Source organism: Neptuniibacter sp. (genome assembly GCF_024231755.1).
In the GTDB taxonomy this organism is placed as follows: Bacteria; Pseudomonadota; Gammaproteobacteria; order Pseudomonadales; family Balneatricaceae; genus Neptuniibacter.
Window position 1 is genome coordinate 1 of the sequence record NZ_JAAEQH010000290.1, and the last position, 19,619, is coordinate 19,619.

Genomic DNA, 19,619 nt, shown 5'->3' on the forward strand with positions numbered 1-19,619 from the left:
ATGCGTGACCATATTAAGGTCTCAATCGATATGCTGGAGTCACTAAGCTATCCGAAGCAATTGTCACAAGTTCCAGAAATTGCCTGCAACCATCACGAACATATGGATGGTAGTGGCTACCCGCGTGGACTGACGGACGAAGATCTATCAACCCGCGCCCGAATTATGTGTATCGCAGATATTTTTGAAGCGCTAACCTCTCCAGACCGCCCATATAAGAAAGGGATGTTGCTCTCACAAGCGATGAATATTCTGGGGCGTATGGTAGAAGATAATCATCTCGATCCAGAGCTGTTTAAGCTGTTTGTGGAAAGTGGCACCTATTTGAAATACGCCAAGCTGCATATGTCTGAACGCCAGATAGACGAATTTGATGACACGGCTCTTCCCGGCCTGAATGAATATGTCTATTTAGAGGAATGACCGAAAACACCCCTCCAGTTTTCATCCGGGGGGGCTGTGCGGAACTCACTGATCCTCTGCAGATAGATGGATGCTACCGGATCATCAGGGTCTAACTGCAAGTAATTTCCGAAACCTGCCTCAGCCTTATCCCATTCTCTCGACTGGTAGTCAGCGACTGACTTCTCGAATAGATCCACCAGCTCAAGTTGTCTATCCGTTGCCTGTTCCCGCAAACAAACAGGTTGGTAGATATCCACCGGTTCATTCCTGCCCTTGACCTGCACAGTATCCAGTTTACGGCAAAGGTATTCGGGAGCCTGCATAACAAGATCGCCACTGACTAACAAAGGGCAATTGTAGAATTTGGTCAATCCTTCCAGCCTTGAAGCCAGATTAACGGAGTCTCCCAAAACAGTGTAGGCCATACGGAAAGAGGAACCCATATTACCCACGTTCATTGGCCCAGTGTTGATACCCATACCGACTTTTACTTCGGGTAAACCTTCCGCAGCCAGCTGTTTATTCAGTCCAGGTAAGATCTCCAGCATTTTCAGCGCCGCATCCAATCCATGCTTCGCATGCTTTTCATCTTGTAAAGGTGCGCCCCAAAAAGCCATCACTGCATCGCCGATATACTTATCCACAGTCCCACGGCTATCGTGTATCGCCTTCGTCATACCGGTCAGATAAATATTCATCAATCGGGTTAATTGTTGCGGGGAAAGCTGTTCGGAAAGATTGGTAAAATCACGAATATCAGAGAAAAAAACCGTCATTTCACGGCTTTCACCCTGTAATGGAACGTCTTGCCCTTGCTGGCTGAGTTCCTCAACAACTTCCGGGGGGATATATTGACCGAATTGATTTGCCAACAGAGTACGGTTACGGGTTTCAAAAAAATAACCCGCGGTTTGCTGGAACAGGTAAAGAACAACAACCAACATTAAGGTGTAGCCAAGGGGAATGACCCATAACATCTGCTGCCAGGCATACAGATTGAAACCCACCAAAATAACAACCCATCCCAGTGTCAGCAGCGTTGATACGCCGACAGAGAACCTTGGAATCAACAGAGAAAGCAACACACCGCTGATCATCAACTGTATAAACTCCACTCCCAAGGTGTAATCAGGCTGATGCTGGATTCGCTCGTCCAGCATTCCAGAAAGAATATTGGCATGCACCTCAACCCCGGAATAACGGCTACTCACTGGAGTTACCCTTAGATCAAGCAACCCGGCTGCACTGGTGCCAACAAGTACAATAGCTCCATCCAATACTTCCGGATCAGCCACACCGGTTAAAACATCAGTAGCCGACACATATGGGAAACTTCCCTGTGGGCCACGGTAAGGCACCAGAACAGCCCCATATTGATCTACCGGAATCATCAAGCCAGCTGCATCAACAGCCACTAGCGCATGAGATTTTCCAGACGCATCGGTCTCGATAATAGGCGACACGTCATTCTCGTCAAACAATGCCAATAACATGGAAAGGGCTAAGGAGGGGTAATAATTCCCCTGATAACGCTGCAGAAGAGGGACACGACGATAAACCCCATCTGAATCCACCATGGGATTATCAAAGAAACCATTCCATACGCTAACGTTGTTTAACTCGCGCAAACTGGAGATAACACCGTTCGCTTCAGGCAACGGTAGCTGATCCAGAATAGGATCAGGGATCACTACGGGCGTACCTGGAGAGCCGACCTTAAGTTGTTTAGCACTACGATCAAAAAGATAGCCCAGAACTACCGGGCGATTTTTTACCGCTTGAGAGAAAAGTTTATCGGAGTCCAAGTCATTTAATAGAGGCTCTAGATCTGCTCTATGCTGATTTCTATTGAACCAACTCTTTAGGTCAGCCAAATCAATACTCTGATCCGCCTCAGAGAAGACCATATCAAAACCCACAATTGCCACGCCGTAATCATCAAACAAACGATTCAGCATCAGTGCCAGCTTGCTACGATTCCAGGGCCAACGCCCCTCTTCCCTAAGACTGTCCTCATCAATATCAACAATAACAATTCGAGGGTCTTTTTCGAATGTCTGAAAATGGCGTAGACGGATGTCATAAAGGTCGTATTCAAAACGTTCCAGCAGAGCAGGACGTTCCCCAAGCACAACGGTAAGCAGCATCAATATGGTTAATACAATGCCTGAGAGAGCCCGCACCCAACGCTGTTTCATTATTTATTCTGCCGCAACACGGCGCAGTTGCTGAAAATCTATATCCCCTTTCAAAACTTTATAGATGCCATCTTGTAAAAGGCTGCGCATACCATCACTCATCGCCTGCTCCCTGATCTCACCGATATTGGCGCCGTGGTAAATTTTTTCCCGAAGTTCTGGAGTAGAAACCAGCAGTTCATGAATACCCGTGCGCCCGCGATAGCCTGTGTGGTTACACTCCTCACAGCCCTCTGCTTTGTATAAACGGGTTTTCTCAGTCAGCTTAAAATCTTTTTCCGCTTCAGGACCATAACGACGAAGAAGGAAAGCTTTCTCATCATCTGAAGCACGATAAGGTTTGCGACAGCTTGGACAGAGGGTCCGTACCAATCGCTGCGCAAGAATACCCAGTAAAGCATCCGAAAAGCTTACCGGATCAATTCCCAGATCCAGAAGGCGAGTAATCGTTTCTGGTGCAGAGTTAGTATGCAGCGTAGATAAAACCAGATGCCCTGTCAGAGAAGCTTCCACAGCCGCGTGAGCCGTTTCCTGATCTCGCATCTCACCTATCAGAATAATGTCTGGATCAGCACGCAGGAACGAACGTAGCGCTGCAGCAAAAGTAAAACCTGTTTTTGGCTGGATCTGAACCTGTTGTAAACCCGGTTGAGTTATCTCTACCGGATCCTCTGCGGTCCAGATCTTTTTCTCTTGTGTATTTAATTGGGCCAACAAAGCATGCAATGTAGTTGTTTTACCCGATCCAGTCGGACCCACCACCAGCAGAATACCGTGGGGGTGCTCCAACAGTTCTTGTACCTCTTTCTGGTTTCGTTTTGACAGATTCAACTGATCAAATGCGACCGGCTCCCCACTTTGCAGCAATCGCATGACCACCCCTTCCCCATTAACGGTTGGAATGGTAGCCACACGAACTTCCAGAGGTTGCCCCTGAAGTCTGACAGCAAACTTACCATCCTGGGGTAGGCGTTTTTCCGCGATATCCAAGCGGGACATTATCTTTATGCGGGATACGGCTGCTTTAGCATGACTCGCAGGAATCTGAATGATCTCCTGGCACACACCATCGATACGCATCCTGACAGTAGTAGGAGTTCTACCCTTACCCGGTTCCACATGCACATCAGACGCTCTAAGGCGTTTGGCATCCAGCAAGACTCGGTTTACCAAACGCACCACTGTTGAATCCTCCTCCGACACGTCTTCTGTATCAGAAGCAGTATCATCCAGATCAAGATCAGCGGTTTCATCCAACTCATCCAGTAGAGTACTTAGGTTAGCACCTTCACTTTGCCCGCCTGTAGACACCACCCCCAGATACTGGTGAATATCATCGATTAAACCGACGCAGATTTGTGAATCATGCTGCCCAACTACGTTTTTTATCTCCATCAGTCGTTTAGTGTCATTTGGGTCATCAATAAGAATGATCACTGATTCACTGTTCTGTTCAGCCAGCAAAGCAATATCACTGTTCTTTAAATAGGCCTTCTTAATTTGTTCGCACAAAGGATGGAGGAAATACTTTTCCGGGTTATATGCAATAAAAGGAACTTGATAAAAGCATTCCAATGACTGACCTAACTGGGTAGCACTGATGCGGGCATGCTCACGCAGCAAGCGGGTTAAAGGCGTCCTATCATCAGCCTTCTTCTCCAACTGACGAAAAACCTTCTCCTCGATAAGCTTATGTTCCAATAAATATTCAAACGGGCCTTCGGTACAGCCAAAATCATAACGAAACTTCTGCCCAAGCAACTCAGCAAACTGCTTAGCCCTTTTAAGATCTACTGCTGAAAAATGTTTACCATCCTGACGATTGATGATCTGCAAAACTCCCAGTAACACGTCGTTATGCAGGATAGGTAAAACCAACATGGAACGGCTTTTGAACTCAATGTTCTGTTCAAAAGAGCTATTAAATCGGAGAGCAGGATGGATTTTCTCTAGCTCAGCGTTGTCGCGAACGTTACGGATGATGACCGGCTCTTTACTAAGCGCCGTATATCCAGCAACAGAGGAAGCGGTAATGGGAACTCGTATCTCTTTTACATCATCACCGGTTTTAAAGCGTGAAACTATATCCTTATTGGAACGATTCCGCTGATATACGGTAACTCGCTGGGCATTGAATAACGAGAGAATCGCCTTCTCAACCAACGGATATGCATCAGCAAAGCTTTTAGCCTGGTGAATCTTGCTAAGGATTTTCGTCAGACGTGAATAAAACTGCTGTGTGTCTTTTTCTGTCGCTTTTATCATACCCAGCTACCATAATAAGGGATATTAGTGGATCATATCCTCTTGATTCTAGATAGCTAGCTTTGAGGTTTAAAGTGAAAATCGAAATTCTGGGTTGTAGCGGTGGGATAGGGAATGGTTTAAAAACCACTACTTTTCTGCTGGATGAACAACTGCTGGTAGATGCTGGCACCGGTGTTGAGCTTCTCTCTCTGGATCGTATGCTGCAAATACGTGATGTGGTGATAACCCATTCACACCTTGATCATATTGTCGGCTTACCGTTAATGCTGGCCACAATATATGATCAGCATAAACATCCGATCAACCTCTACGCCCTGCCTGAAGTTATTACCGCTTTACAGAATCACATTTTCAATTGGACAGTTTGGCCAGACTACACCACATTACCAGAAGCACAGCCGATTATTCGTCTACACCCAATCAATGTTGGAGATCAGCTCAAACTTCAAGGAAAAGATATCAAGGTTCTGCCTGCGGCTCACCCTACCCCCACAGTAGGTTACTTCATCAGTAACGGGGAAAACTCGTTTGCATTCACCGGCGATAATGGGATCAATGATGCGCTATGGCCGATTCTGAATACTTGTAAGCCAGACTTACTGATTATCGATGTTTCATTTACCGACGAAGTAGATGAACTCGCCCGTTTAAGCGGCCACCTAACGCCAAGCCACCTAGCTGACCAACTCGCTTCATTCACCCATCCAGCACGGGTGATGATCACCCATTTAAAACCGGGATTTGAAGATACGATTATGCAGCAATGCCGTCAGCTACTACCTGACTGGCAGGTAGACAGGCTACATCATGGGGATATTCTCAACTTACCTGTCTGTCCCCGCTAGATTCGCAAGAGCAAGTTTTAACCCGCTCCCTTTGCTCTTAACTAACAAACGAGTGTTGTTTCAAAGTCTGCAGCTCATCTCTGTATTTAGCAGCAAGTTCAAACTCCAGGTTCTTCGCCGCTTCATACATTTTATCTTCCAACTTAGTCATCGCTTTAGACAGCTCTTTAGCTGACATCTGAGCCGGATCAACCTGATAATCACCCGCCTGTTCAGCAACCTTCTTAGCGGTTCTAGAGGCTTTACGACCAGGAATTGTGCTAGCACCTTCCATGATATCGGCCACAGATTTGCTGATCCCTTTTGGTACTATGCCGTTAGCTTCATTGAAATCAATCTGCTTACGGCGACGACGCTCGGTTTCATCCATCGCCCGTTGCATAGAACCGGTGATCTTATCCGCATAGAGAATCGCTTTACCATTTACATTACGTGCAGCACGACCGATGGTCTGGATCATGGAGGTTTCTGAACGCAGGAAACCCTCTTTGTCTGCATCCAGAATCGCCACCAGAGATACCTCTGGCATATCGATACCCTCACGCAGTAAGTTGATACCGACTAACACATCAAACTCACCGATACGCAGATCGCGGATAATCTCTACACGCTCAACCGTATCAATATCTGAGTGAAGGTAACGTACACGTACGCCATGTTCATCAAGATATTCAGTCAGGTCCTCAGCCATACGTTTGGTTAGAACGGTGACCACTACACGCTCTTTTTTTGCAGCAGTTTTTCGGATCTCTGACAGGAGATCATCAACCTGAGTCGTGGCTGGACGCACCTCAACTACTGGGTCAACCAAACCGGTTGGACGTACCACCTGTTCCACTACTTGCTGCTGGTTTTCAGCCTCATATTTACTTGGCGTAGCAGAGACAAAGATCATCTGTGGCGATTCACGTTCCCATTCCTCAAACTTCATCGGACGGTTATCCAATGCAGATGGTAGGCGGAACCCATACTCCACCAACGTCTCTTTACGGGAACGGTCGCCACGATACATGGCGCCAATCTGAGGGACGGTTACATGAGACTCATCAATTACCAGAAGCGCATTATCCGGCAGGTAATCAAATAGAGTCGGAGGGGCTTCTCCAGGATCTCTACCAGACAGGTATCTGGAGTAGTTCTCAATACCCGAGCAGTAACCTAACTCCATGATCATCTCCATATCATAGAGTGTGCGCTGCTCCAGACGCTGCGCTTCTACCAGCTTATTATTCTCACGCAGCTGCTCTAAACGCTCACGCAGTTCATCCTTAATCTTCTCTACTGCGGCCAGGAGGGTTTCACGCGGCGTAACATAGTGAGTTTTCGGATAAATTGTAGCGCGTGGCACACGACGTTTGACTTCACCGGTCAGAGGATCGAAATAACTGATCTCTTCGATCTCTTCATCAAACAGCTCAATTCTAATCGCTTCCTTTTCCGATTCAGCCGGGAAAATATCAATAACATCGCCCCGCACCCGGTAAGTACCACGATGTAACTCCACATCATTTCGGGTGTATTGCAGTTCAGCAAGACGACGTAAAACAGCACGCTGATCGATGATGTCGCCGCGATCCACATGCAGCATCATACTCAGATAGGATTTTGGATCACCCAAGCCGTAAATAGCGGATACGGTAGCCACAATAATGGCATCATCACGTTCCAGAAGCGCTTTTGTCGCGGATAAACGCATCTGCTCAATATGGTCATTTATTGAGGCATCTTTCTCGATAAATGTATCCGAGGAAGGTACATAAGCTTCTGGCTGGTAATAATCATAGTAGGAGACAAAATACTCTACCGAGTTATCTGGAAAGAACTCCTTAAACTCACCATAAAGCTGCGCAGCCAGGGTTTTGTTATGCGCCATGATAATAGTCGGACGCTGAACCTGAGCGATCACGTTAGCGACGGTAAAAGTTTTACCGGAGCCCGTTACCCCCAGCAGCGTCTGTGAGGCCAAACCGGATTCAATCCCATCAACCAGCCCTGCTATAGCTGTGGGCTGATCACCTGCAGGCTGAAAACTGGAATGAACTTTAAAACGCTCTTTCATAACAAAACCGTATCAAGCTGAAAATCAAACCGCATATTATATCGTATGAGAGCTGGATTAGGGGGACAGGTTTAAACCTGTCCCCCTAAATTTAAGCATTGCAACTCACCTAAAACTATTAGAATATGCTGCGCGCTCTGTGTCTTATGGAACCTTTTACTACGTACACAATCAGAGCTATGAATTTATCTGGAGATTTTTGAATGCTGAATAAACTCGCCTGTCTTAGCCGTTCTTCCTGGTATTGGCTGAGCCTGATCGCTCTGGGCGTCAGTATGGAAGCGGTTGCGCTGTTTTATCAGTATGTACTGGATTACGGCCCCTGCGTCCTATGTATCCATGTGCGCATCTGGATTGCAGCATTGGTGCTCATCGCTATTCTTGGTCTGTTCACCAGAAGATACTCGGGACTCGCGAAACTCAGTCACCTTTTAGTTCTTGTTACAGGTATTGGTCTATTTGAGCGCTCATGGAAGACACTGGGTGTGGAACGAGGTTGGATCATTGAAGCTTGTAGTATGGATTCAGGCTTACCCGATTGGTTTGCACTCGATAAGTGGATGCCACATATGTTCGAACCCTGGGAGCCTTGTGGTTACACACCTGAGCTACTTTTTCGCATCACAATGGCGGAAGGGTTAGTCGCATTTTCAGCTGTTCTGTGCGTTATCGGACTTATCTTCTTGCTACTTCAGTTCCGAAAAAACTAACCCGCTTTACAACAGGTATCACCCTGCTGAATAGGTGGACATGGAGTGTCCCCATACGAGCAGAAAACACAACAGTCCCCCGGTAAAGGTCTGAGTAGCTCTCCACAACCTTCACATTCATAGAACCAGATACAACTGTCTTCTGGCATAGACTCTACCTTACTGAACTGACATACCGGGCAGGTTAAAGTAGATTGAAGCTGGATATCCATTTCCCTCACCTATTCTGACAGGTCACTGAACATTAACGTTACAAATATACGTTGTTTCTGTCAGTGAAATATTTATCACTCCCCCTAACAATAGCAGTAAAGAAACGCGTTTCTGGTGATCTGGATGAATCTTTCTGCGAATAATTTCAAACGACTACTAAATATTTATCCTCCCTATTTGGGGGCAGGAATAAAGATCAACCATATCAACAAAGATTGGAATGAGATGAGCGTTTCTATGCGGGTACGTTGGTACAACCGGAATGCCGTAGGAACCCATTTTGGCGGCAGCATCTACTCAATGATTGACCCTCACTTGATGCTGTTACTCATGCAAAAACTAGGAAAAGGTTACTGGATCTGGGACAGGTCAGCTGAGATAGATTTTTTAAAAGCTACAAAAAAGAGAATTACTGCACACATTCAGATCAGCGACGAGCAACTGCAAACAATCCTGCATAAAACTTCTTTTGGGGAAAAGTATTTTCCCGAATTTTCGATCCTTATCCACGACTCCGATGGAGAGCTGATAGCAAAGGTAAAAAAGGTTCTGTACATCAAAAAACGCACCGATGATCGAATTAGCCACTGAAAAACGTTTTTTATGTCACTGACTAAAGATTAATCAACAAGCAACATGCTGTCCCAATAAAAATAACAATTGATGGGAAGAACACTGTGAAACAACTCCTGCAACCCGTAATCCGTCTGATGAATCGGATCCCCTACCTTTACAAATTTATCCTGGTCAGCACCATTTTTATCATCCCGCTTTTGGTTCTGGCGGGGTTACAGGTTTCAACGCTGAGCTCCGAGATTGGAAAGACAGAAACAAAACTCGGTTCCACCCAAACTCTGAAACAAGAGTTCCAGATTTTAAAGCAGCTAACCGATTATCGTGACCTGCGGTTTCTAACAGGTTTTGATCCCCAATCGGCAACCCCTGATACCCTTTCAAAGACACGCACCCAGCTGGCACTGGAACTAGAGGGCTACAAAGCGTTAAAACAGCGCTGGCAGGACATAGACAGCGAAAAGTTCTCCACACTTTATCTGGATATTGAAAACCGTTTTCAACACTTCAACCAGATAGGTCACAGGCTACAGCAACAAAGCCGGGAGCAAGGTTTCTCTTCAGGATTAACACGGGATACAGACACCCAGATTTATCTACTAATGCAGACAGTTCTGTATGAAATTCCCCAAGCGATTGATAGTTTAAGCTCAGTAAGAGCTTATGCAGGGCATAGCCTTCTGACAGGGTACTCCGGCTCGGCCTCTCTGGATAAGCTAAATCGTCTCTACGACCAACTGCAGCAAAACAGCGATCAGCTTTTAAAAACTTCTAGCAATCTGCAACAGACCAGCAACAGTTCAGCAGTGTTGATCAAAGAGACACAGCAAGCTGCAGAAGCTTTGCAAAGAGCCGCTCAACGCCTGGATGAAGAGATTATTATCGGTGAAAAGATGAACCAGCCCTGGGATCAGTTCTTCAATGCTACAGGAACCGAGATAAATACACTGTTTACCCTTGCAGATAGGGCTCTCACCACCTCAGAACATCAGCTTAATCAACGCTTATCAGAACAAAAGAACCGCCTTTCCAGCCTGATTGCAGCATTAGCACTGGTAATTTTCCTGTCTGGTTATTTCTATCTGGGTTTCAATATCTCGGTAAGAGAGAACATCAACCAGGTGCTGGATTCGGCAAAAAGAATGGCTCAAGGGGACTTAACCACTGCTGTTTCACTGGAAGCTAAAGATGAGATGGCGCAACTCAGCCATCAGTTTAATGAGATGACGCAGCGTATTCACAATGTTATCGGACAGGTAAAACATACCGCTTCCAGTGTCGCTGAACACTCTAACAATCTTGATCAAACCGCTCAGAACTCAAGTATCGCAGCAGAACAACAGAAACTGCAGACGATGGAGATCGCTGAAACAGTAGAACAGATGGCAGTTTTGGCCGAACGAGTGACCAGTGAAGTTCACTCAGCCTCTGCAGAAGCTAATCAGGCTAGTTCTCTGGCCCAACAAAGTGGCAATCAGGTACAGCATGCCCTGAGAGAGATCGAACAACTTGCCTGGGATATCAGCCAATCTGGCGAAGCGATAGACAAACTGGCTGAACAAAGTAACCAGATTGTTAAAGTACTGGACGTAATAAAGGGTATTGCTGAGCAGACTAATCTGCTTGCTCTAAATGCCGCTATTGAAGCAGCAAGAGCCGGAGATATGGGAAGAGGCTTCGCCGTTGTAGCAGATGAGGTTCGCAGCCTGGCTCAACGTACTCACACATCTACCGAGGAGATCGAGCAGATGATCACCGAATTCAGGAAAGGCGTGAGTTCCGCTGTCACTTATATGAACAACAGCAGCAAGAAAGCGGAAAGCACAGTGCAAGAATCCACCGCCATCAGTCAGGCCCTAACTGAAATCACCTCCTCTGTTGCAACTATCTCAACTATGAACGAAAAGATTGCAGCCTACTCAGAGGAACAAAGTGATAATGCAATAAGCATCCGCAGCAGCATCACCGAAGTCAGCCAGGCCAGCGAACTCACCGCTGCAGGCTCCGGGGAGACGGCTAACGCCTGTGGGCAGATGTCAGACCTGTCGAAACAACTACAGCATCTGATTGCAGCATTTAAGGTTTAATACAGACATAAAAAAAGCCCGCTTAAAAAGCGGGCCAAAATAACAGGATGTTGCTAAAACTGACTTAACAGCTGGATGGCTGTACTACTGCTACTGGGCGTCTGGACATGGAAAACCCCAGCAGATTGACGAATAGGCTTCCCAGTTTCTGCAATGCTTTTGCAAATACTTCACAACGCTGTGCATTCGCCTGAGCGATATAGTAATCCACATCTACTTCACCAAATGCGTTATGTCGTACTGAAATTTCCTGTTCGCGGTTCATACATCCACCAAATTAAATCAACTTAAATCAAAAACAAAAATGAAGCCCCGCCACTCAAACAAATTCATCAGGCTTAGTATGTACATAGAGCAATAGAGGTAACTCTATGTATTCACTGAAATAAGATTCGTTTGTTGATTAACGATAGAGCCTATACTAAAGTCTAAACGCACTTTTAACAAACGACTGTTTTTCACTAAATAGATTAGTTTTTCTCATCTATCCTTATTTCAGGAGCAGAATATCAGACGCTTACCACCACTTAACTCTCTACGCAGTTTTGAGGCTGCAGCACGTCATGGCAGCTTTAACAAAGCCGCAGAGGAGCTATTCGTCACCCCTTCTGCAGTAAGCCATCAGATAAAAACGCTTGAAGAGTTTTTAGGTATTCAGCTGTTCCAAAGGGTTAAACGCAAGGTGGAACTCACCAGCCCCGGCGTACGCTATCTGAGCGCAATCCGTTCAGCCCTTGATGATATTGATGAGGCAACACGTAAGCTTCAGGCTTCTCCCAACGCAGGCGCTGTGAATATCTGTGTTGCTCCGGCATTTCTGACCCATTGGCTGGTACCGCGCGTAATTAGTTTCCAGCAACAATACCCGGATGTAGAACTACGTTTGACCGCTTCGGTTAACCAGATTGATCTGCGTTACAGCGATATGGATATGGCGATCTTTTACGGCGATGGAAACTGGCCGGGAATACAAAGTCATTTCCTACGGGAAGTTAAAATATCCCCATTGTGTAGCCCTAAACTACTACATGATTTAAAACCGATTAACTCTGCAGAAGATTTGTTGCAATACCCGCTTATCCATATATCCAAGCGAGACAAGGAATGGAAAAATTTGCTGACTAACAACGGAGTTAAACGGGTAGATACCCGTAAAAGCATGACTTTCTCCAGTACATCACTGGCAATGGGGGCGGCAATGGAAGGACTAGGCATAGCTCTGGCCGATCCGGATCTAGCCCAACGTGAACTGGAATATGGACAACTAGTTAAACCATTGGATATCTATCTGGATACAAAACGCTCGTTCTATCTGGCCTATCAGGAAGGCATTCCTCTTACCAAAAGCATGGAGGCATTTCGTGATTGGATTCTTGAGGAGATGAAGAAAGAAAATACAAATCCATAGAAAGAGGCAAGAATTAAACAGTTTGTTGCAAATCTTTACACAATAGAATATTGAGAAGTACACCGATCAGTTTACAATACCCTCTAGCCTGTACTTACTTAAAATTCGACAGAGAATCATAATGCGCGCGCTTAAGAACTCGTTCCTGACGTTACTGATCAGTAGCACCCTTTTCCTGACAACAACCCAAGTTAATGCTCAGGGACTTCCGGCAGAAGTTATTACCGTCAAAACACAAACTCTGGATAAAACAATCTCGGCAGTGGGTAACCTTCGCGCGAAAGAAGCGATTATGTTGCGCCCGGAGCAAAGTGGCCGCATAGATAACATTCTATTTACTGAGGGCGAACAGGTTAAACAGGGCACACCACTGTTTAAGCTTGATAGTTCCATCTACCTAGCTGAACTAAAAGAAGCACAGGCAAAAGTTCAGTTAAGCCGTACCGACTATGAGCGCGCAAAAAGCCTGCTGAAAAAACGTGTAGGCTCAGAACAGGAACGCGACAGTACTTTAGCCCAGTTGCGTGTTGATCAGGCACAAGAAGCCTTGGCGCAGGCTCGTCTCGACAAAATGACAATTAACGCGCCTTTTACCGGCTACGCAGGACTACGACTGGTCAGCCCCGGCGATTACGTTAATCAGGGACAAGACCTTGTTGAGTTGACAGACATCAGCTCTCTAAAGCTTGATTTCCGGGTACCTGAGATCTATTTATCTGTACTTCAGCCGGGCCGCGAACTTGAAGTTCAGGTTGATGCCCTACCAGGTCAGGTGATCAAAGGTAACGTTTACGCCGTTGCACCTACCTCAGACAGCAATGCTCACAATATTGAGATCCGCGCGACCATTCCCAACAAAAACGGTCTTCTTCGTCCGGGCCTATTTGCTCAGGTTGATCTTCTTGTTGAACAGACCACCAGCGTTGTGATTCCGGAACAAGCGATCATCCCACAGGATGGTAAGTTTCTGGTGATGACAGTTTCAGCCGAGAACACTGTACAGATGATCCCTGTAACAATGGGTCAACGCCGCCCAGGCGTGGTTCAGATCATCGAAGGTCTGAACGAAGGTGATGTACTGATCACTGCTGGCCAGATAAAACTTTTCCCAGGTATGCCAATCACTCCGATCTTTGTTGATGGCAGCCAAAAGAAAGAATCTGACAAGCAGGGTAACTAATCATGGTTCTTTCAGAAATCAGTATCAAACGTCCGGTACTGGCAACCGTTATGAGCTTGCTGGTACTACTTATTGGCTTGCTCGGGTATGACCGCCTTACTGTTCGCGAATACCCGAAAATCGACCTGCCAGTGGTAACGGTAGAAACTAAATACCCTGGTGCCAGCGCTTCAATTATTGAAACTCAGGTAACACAGATCATCGAAGATTCTCTCTCTGGTATCGAGGGGATCGACTTTATGAACTCTATCAGCCGTACTGAGAGTTCACAGATCACTGTAACTTTTAATATCGACCGTGATCCGGATAACGCAGCGGCAGATGTACGTGATCGTGTTAGCCGTGTCATCGGTCAGCTTCCCGATGATGTTGACCCTCCTGTTGTTGCGAAGACTGAAGCCGATGCACAGCCGATTATCTGGCTGGCGTTTAACTCTGATCGTCACAACATCATGGAAGTAACTGAGATTGCCGATCAGAAAGTAAAAGATCAGTTACAGACCGTAGCCGGGGTCGCAAACGTACGTATCTTCGGTGAACGCAAATACTCTATGCGTATCTGGCTCGACCCAGCTCGTATGGCCGCTTACAAAGTGATCCCGAAAGATATTGAAGACACGCTGCAAAACCAGAACGTTGAGATCCCAGCAGGCCGTATCGAAAGTAAAGAGCGAGAGTTTACGCTGCTGGCAAAAACTGATGTAAATGATATTGAAGCCTTTAAAAAGCTGATTATCCGCAACGATAACGGCTATCCGGTACGTATTCAGGATGTGGCGCGGGTAGAAATAGCCCCAGAAAGTATGCGCCGTATTACCCGTTATAAAGGCGAAAGTGCAGTAGCTCTGGGTGTGGTTAAACAGTCTACCGCTAACCCGCTTGATGTATCCGAAGGTGTTTACGCCACGCTAGAAAAAGTGCGCCCTACTCTCCCAGAAGGCATGAACGTAGAAGTAGCATATGACTCATCAATCTTTATTGCCGAATCAATCAAGTCAGTTTATCAGACCCTGCTTCAGGCAGGCATTCTGGTGATTATGGTGTTGTTCTTCTTCCTCAGGAACATCCGTGCAACGCTGATTCCGGTGGTGACGATTCCGTTATCACTGATCGGCGCGTTCGCCATGATGTACTGGATGAATTTCAGTGTTAATACACTGACTCTGCTGGCGCTGGTGCTAGCAATCGGCCTGGTGGTAGACGATGCCATCGTAATGTTGGAGAACATCTACCGTCACGTAGAGAAAGGTCTATCACCGGTTCAAGCTGCGTTTAAGGGTTCCAAAGAGATCGGCTTTGCAGTGTTGGCAACCACTGTGGTTCTGGTCGCAGTATTTGCTCCAGTAGCATTCTCCGAGGGACGCACCGGCAAACTGTTCACCGAATTTGCTCTAACCCTGGCCGGTGCCGTCGTGGTATCCACCTTTGTGGCGCTTACCCTGTCACCAATGATGTCATCACGTCTGCTGAAGCACGAGCCCCGTCACAGCGCGATCTTCAATCTGATTGAAGGTTTCCTACAGGGTTTGACCAACAACTACCAACGCCTACTAAATAAGCTACTGAGCTCCCGTCTGTTGGCAGTTATCATTATGCTTGGCAGTTTTGCAGGGGCTAGTTTCTACTACACACAGCTTCCTCAGGAGCTAGCTCCCTACGAAGACCGAGGTACGGTTTTGAACTTCGCTCTAGCACCAGACGGCTCCTCGGTTCATTACGTGGACCGTTATGCACGCCAGATCGAAGGAATTGTCAGCCAGACTCCAGAAACCGATCGTTACTTTGCAGTAGTAGGCTTCCCTTCAGAAACCAACGCCATGGTTTTCCAGGGGCTGGATCGCTGGGAAGAGCGTGAACGCAAACAACAGGAGATTGCACAGGAGCAGACCCCTAAACTGTACGGTGGGATACCAGGCATTAAGAGTTTCTCTCTGAACCGTCCATCCCTGGGTCAGAGTTTTATCTCCCGCCCGGTAGAGTTCATTGTTAAGTCCAACGGTACTTACGACGATCTGAAAGTGATCTCCGATAAACTGATGGGCAAGATCCTGGAAAATAAAGGTTTCGCCCAGCCGGATACAGATCTGAAGCTAAATAAGCCTGAACTTCAGATCGACGTGAAACGTGACAAGCTTTCCGAGATGGCTGTAGATGTTACCGATCTGGGGCGTACGCTGGAAACCTACATGGCTGGCCGGGAAGTAACTCGCTTCAAGCGTCAGGGCGAGCAGTATGAAGTTATCGTCAAAGTTGATGATGAAGAACGTCGTGATCCAAGCGATCTGACAGAACTTTACATGCGTACTGATAATGGCGATATGGTGCAACTTTCCAATCTGGTTGAAGTACGTGAAACAGTTGCTCCACGTGAGCTTAATCACTTCGATAAAGTGAAAGCGGTTAAATTCCAGACTCAGCTTGCCCCAGGGTATAGCCTTGGTGAAGCATTAACCTATCTGGAGCAGAGTTTGGCAGAAATTGCACCGGAAGCGACATTCGATTACACCGGGCCATCGCGGGAGTTCAAAACCTCCAGCAGTAGCATGCAGGTAACCTTTGCACTGGCGCTGATCGTAGTATTCCTGGTTCTCGCTGCCCAGTTCGAAAGCTTTAAGAATCCAATGATTATTATGCTTTCGGTTCCGCCTGCACTGTTTGGTGCTCTGTTTGCACTACACTACAGCGGAGGTTCGCTAAGTGTTTATAGCCAGATTGGATTAATCACACTGGTTGGACTGGTCACCAAACATGGTATTCTGATCGTAGAGTTCGCAAACCAGTTACAGGATCAGGGCAAAGACCTGCGTGAGTCGATTATTGAAGCGGCTTCACTTCGACTGCGACCAATTCTGATGACCACCGGAGCCACTGTACTTGGTGCAGTACCACTGGCATTGGCATTTGGCGCAGGTGCGGAATCCCGTCATCAAATAGGCTGGGTTATTGTAGGCGGAATGACATTCGGCACCTTGTTAACATTGTTTGTCATTCCAACCGTATATAGTTATCTGGGTAAGCGAACTTATAAGGAAGTTCAGCCAGAAGAGGTTTAAGGCCCGTATTGGTTTAAATACCATCGAGCTTTAAGACCAAAAAGGTTTTAAGGAAAGTAACCAAATGAAAGCACAAAAGATTTTTGGCATTTCTCTACTGGGTTTGATGATCGGTACTAATGTTTCTGCAGGCGAATTGGCAGAAGTATACCAACAGGCGCTGGTAAATGATCCACAACTAAAAGCTGCCCAGGCTTCATTTAATGCCGGTAAAGAGATTGAGGTTCAGAACCGTTCAGCTCTTATGCCAAACCTAAGCCTGAACGCAAATACCACTTACATTGATAGTGATACAGCTAGCTATAACAACCACGGTTATACACTGTCGTTGAGCCAACCTGTATTCAACGCATCTTCCTGGTTCAGCTTTAAACAGGGGCAGGTTTTGTCCGAACAGGCCGCTCTTCAGTTTGAACTGGAACAGCAAAACCTGATTCTAAGAACTGTAGAAGCATATCTAGGTGTACTACGTGCAAGCAGTGATCTGGCTACAGCAGAAGCCCAGGAACGTGCCATCAAACGCCGCCTGGATCAGGTTAACGCACAGTTCGAAGTTGGCTTGATCGCAAACACCGATGTTCAAGAAGCCAAAGCCTCATTCGATAACGCACGCGTAGCAAGAATCTCAGCCGAGGGTGATCTGGATAACAGCTACGAAGCTCTGGAGCGCTTAACTGGCAAGAGTTTCGACACTATCAGTCAGCTAGCAGATAATTATCCGGTTGAAGCCCCTACTCCAATGGAGCCGCAACCATGGTTGGATAAAGCATGGCAAGGAAATCTGGGGCTGCGCTTAGCCGATTTAAGTACAGAGTCAGCGCGACGTGCAGCGCAAGCAGCTAACGCTGGCCATTATCCAACACTTAGCCTGACCGCTAGCCATGATTACGATAAGGGCAGTGCAGTTAGCGATAACAGCTCAGATACTGATAGCATCGGCCTGACTCTATCTGTGCCGATTTTCTCTGGTGGCGCAACCAGTTCCAAATCCCGTGAACTGGAACATCGCTTAATTGAAACGCAACAGAACCGTGAAGATACGCTGCGCGGTGTAACTCAATCCACTCGTAGCCTACTACGTGATCTGCGTACAGGATCCCTCAGTGTTCAGGCACTGAAACAAAGTATCAAATCAAGCCAGACTGCGCTGGAAGCCACAGAAGAGGGTTACAAAGTGGGTACCCGTAATGTTGTTGATGTACTGCAGGCAGAGCAACAACTCTATGCTGCGCAGTTGGAATACGCCAACGCCCGCTTCAACTTTGTCCAGAACCTGGTGACCTTTAAACAGCAACTAGGCACCTTAAGTCCAGAAGATATAAATGAGTTAGATAGCTGGTTGGAAAACTAACGAAAAAGCGGGTGCATTAGGCACCCGCAGTTATTTTCACACTCATAAATCAACACCCTATGTGTGGGTAATCTATTTGTGTAATCCGGTATTTAGCAGTCAGAAACATACCGACTACACTGCTCTAAACAAAACCATCGAAAACGGAATTCTGCCAAGGAGTTCGCTTTGAAACAGCTACTGATCGCTACTCTTGTTTCTACCTTCATCGCCACTTTATCCATCACTACTGTTTCCCATGCGGAAGATAAGCCACTACCTGCTGTACTGGTTCATAAGGTAGCCCCTTCAGATCTGACACCAACCTTTAAACTGGTAGGCCGAATCAAAGCAACGGAAAGAGTTAATCTACTTGCCCGTGTTTCTGGTTTTCTAGAGGAACGCCTGTTCACTGAAGGGCGAGATATTGAAGAAGGACAAGCCCTGTTTCGTATAGAGAAAAACAACTATGAAATTGCATTAAAGCAGGCCAAGGCAGATCTAGCTTCAGCTAAAGCAGCGCAAAAAAATGCCCAGGCAAACCTGAATCGAATCAGCCAGCTGCGTAAACGTCAGGCAGCATCTCAGTCTCAACTTGATCAGGCTGCTGCAGACAGGGACCAAGCTAAGGCGCAAGTTCTCAAGGCAGAAGCGGGTTTGCAAAAAGCAGAACTAGATCTGAGTTATACCGAGATCCGCTCGCCATTTAGTGGCCGAATTGGCAAAGCTAACTTTTCTGTCGGGGACCTAATCAGTCCAGAAAGCGGCACTTTGGCAACAGTAGTCAAAATCGATCAAGTGTATGTAGAGATGTCTGTCAGTGAAAAGCTGATGTTAGATGCTCGCCGTAAAGGTATCGATCTGGATAACCCTCCAGTTGCACCTCGCCTGATTCTTTCTGATGGCAGCGTTTACGAACAGAAAGGCGAGTTCAACTTCATCTCTCCGGAAGTAGATACCAATACAGATACGATTACTTTGCGAGCCAGCTTCCCTAACCCGAATTACCTGCTGTTACCGGGTGAATTTGTACATGTTGAGATCAAACGTAAACAGGCAGAAATCGGCATTATGATTCCTCAGTCAGCTGTACAACGGGACCGCAAAGGTTACTTCGTGCTTAAAGTCAGTTCAGATAACAAAGTTGAAATGACCCGCGTTGAGATGGGGGCACAACAGCAAGGGCAATGGCAGGTACTGAGCGGTCTATCAACAGGCGATACTATTATCACTGAGGGCCTGCAGAAGGTTAAACCAGGCATTCAGGTAAAAGCGGTAGAGGAGTAAACC

At 46.6% G+C, this 19,619-nt stretch carries 15 protein-coding genes; 10 read left to right on the top strand and 5 right to left on the bottom strand.

Translation table 11 applies throughout. The annotated features are described in order from the left end of the window. Positions 1-423: HD domain-containing phosphohydrolase (locus GY843_RS16950; RefSeq protein ID WP_297311336.1), on the top strand; the 423-nt coding region annotated here is incomplete at its 5' end. Here GY843_RS16950 and GY843_RS16955 read toward each other — a convergent pair. Together GY843_RS16955 and GY843_RS16960 are read right to left on the bottom strand one after the other, a co-directional pair. Further along, complete coding sequence (locus GY843_RS16955) at positions 408-2,603, bottom strand: CHASE2 domain-containing protein (RefSeq protein WP_297311338.1); 2,196 nt, start codon at positions 2,601-2,603, stop codon at positions 408-410. The two genes, GY843_RS16950 and GY843_RS16955, sit on opposite strands and share 16 nt — an antisense overlap. A 3-nt stretch (positions 2,604-2,606) precedes the next feature. After that, positions 2,607-4,868 carry a GspE/PulE family protein gene (locus GY843_RS16960; protein ID WP_297311340.1) on the bottom strand — a complete coding sequence of 754 codons (2,262 nt, stop codon included), beginning with the start codon at positions 4,866-4,868 and terminating at the stop codon, positions 2,607-2,609. Positions 4,869-4,942: 74 nt separating this feature from the next. Between GY843_RS16960 and GY843_RS16965 the strand changes: the two genes are divergently transcribed. Beyond that, on the top strand, positions 4,943-5,716 hold the full coding sequence (locus GY843_RS16965; RefSeq protein WP_297311341.1) for a 3',5'-cyclic-nucleotide phosphodiesterase: 774 nt from the start codon (positions 4,943-4,945) through the stop codon (positions 5,714-5,716). Between the two features lie 37 nt (positions 5,717-5,753). Here GY843_RS16965 and uvrB read toward each other — a convergent pair whose 3' ends face one another. Beyond that, positions 5,754-7,775 carry an excinuclease ABC subunit UvrB gene (uvrB, locus tag GY843_RS16970; RefSeq protein ID WP_297311343.1) on the bottom strand — a complete coding sequence of 674 codons (2,022 nt, stop codon included), beginning with the start codon at positions 7,773-7,775 and terminating at the stop codon, positions 5,754-5,756. A 203-nt stretch (positions 7,776-7,978) separates the two neighbouring features. Here uvrB and GY843_RS16975 point away from each other — a divergent pair, with 203 nt between their 5' ends. Beyond that, entirely contained in the window at positions 7,979-8,485 is a 507-nt protein-coding gene (locus GY843_RS16975; RefSeq protein WP_297311344.1) for a disulfide bond formation protein B, read from the top strand. Here the strand turns inward: GY843_RS16975 and GY843_RS16980 are convergent. Beyond that, a complete protein-coding gene (locus GY843_RS16980; protein WP_297311346.1) occupies positions 8,482-8,697 on the bottom strand; it encodes a GDCCVxC domain-containing (seleno)protein in 216 nt (71 codons plus the stop codon). The genes GY843_RS16975 and GY843_RS16980 overlap by 4 nt on opposite strands. Before the next feature lie 124 nt (positions 8,698-8,821). On the opposite strand from GY843_RS16980, the gene GY843_RS16985 reads away from it, so the two are divergent. Together GY843_RS16985 and GY843_RS16990 are read left to right on the top strand one after the other, a co-directional pair. Then, entirely contained in the window at positions 8,822-9,289 is a 468-nt protein-coding gene (locus tag GY843_RS16985) for a DUF4442 domain-containing protein (protein ID WP_297311347.1), read from the top strand. Positions 9,290-9,375: 86 nt separating this feature from the next. Beyond that, positions 9,376-11,358, top strand: a complete 1,983-nt coding sequence (locus tag GY843_RS16990; RefSeq protein WP_297311348.1) for a methyl-accepting chemotaxis protein — start codon at positions 9,376-9,378, stop codon at positions 11,356-11,358. Positions 11,359-11,422: 64 nt separating this feature from the next. On the opposite strand, the gene GY843_RS16995 is transcribed toward GY843_RS16990, so the two are convergent. Beyond that, the gene (locus GY843_RS16995; protein WP_297311350.1) at positions 11,423-11,623 is read right to left on the bottom strand and encodes a hypothetical protein; all 201 of its coding nucleotides are present in this window, start codon (positions 11,621-11,623) and stop codon (positions 11,423-11,425) included. Positions 11,624-11,866: 243 nt separating this feature from the next. Here GY843_RS16995 and gcvA point away from each other — a divergent pair, with 243 nt between their 5' ends. The 5 genes from gcvA to GY843_RS17020 all read left to right on the top strand — a co-directional run bounded on the left by gcvA (position 11,867) and on the right by GY843_RS17020 (position 19,616). After that, positions 11,867-12,766 carry a transcriptional regulator GcvA gene (gcvA, locus tag GY843_RS17000; RefSeq protein ID WP_297311367.1) on the top strand — a complete coding sequence of 300 codons (900 nt, stop codon included), beginning with the start codon at positions 11,867-11,869 and terminating at the stop codon, positions 12,764-12,766. A gap of 121 nt (positions 12,767-12,887) precedes the next feature. Beyond that, complete coding sequence (locus GY843_RS17005; RefSeq protein ID WP_297311352.1) at positions 12,888-13,946, top strand: efflux RND transporter periplasmic adaptor subunit; 1,059 nt, start codon at positions 12,888-12,890, stop codon at positions 13,944-13,946. A gap of 2 nt (positions 13,947-13,948) precedes the next feature. Next, positions 13,949-16,999 carry an efflux RND transporter permease subunit gene (locus GY843_RS17010; protein ID WP_297311353.1) on the top strand — a complete coding sequence of 1,017 codons (3,051 nt, stop codon included), beginning with the start codon at positions 13,949-13,951 and terminating at the stop codon, positions 16,997-16,999. A gap of 64 nt (positions 17,000-17,063) precedes the next feature. After that, positions 17,064-18,350 carry a TolC family outer membrane protein gene (locus GY843_RS17015; protein WP_297311355.1) on the top strand — a complete coding sequence of 429 codons (1,287 nt, stop codon included), beginning with the start codon at positions 17,064-17,066 and terminating at the stop codon, positions 18,348-18,350. A gap of 168 nt (positions 18,351-18,518) precedes the next feature. After that, positions 18,519-19,616 (top strand): efflux RND transporter periplasmic adaptor subunit, encoded by a 1,098-nt coding sequence (locus GY843_RS17020; RefSeq protein WP_297311356.1) that lies wholly within the window; start codon positions 18,519-18,521, stop codon positions 19,614-19,616. Positions 19,617-19,619: the final 3 nt, after the last annotated feature.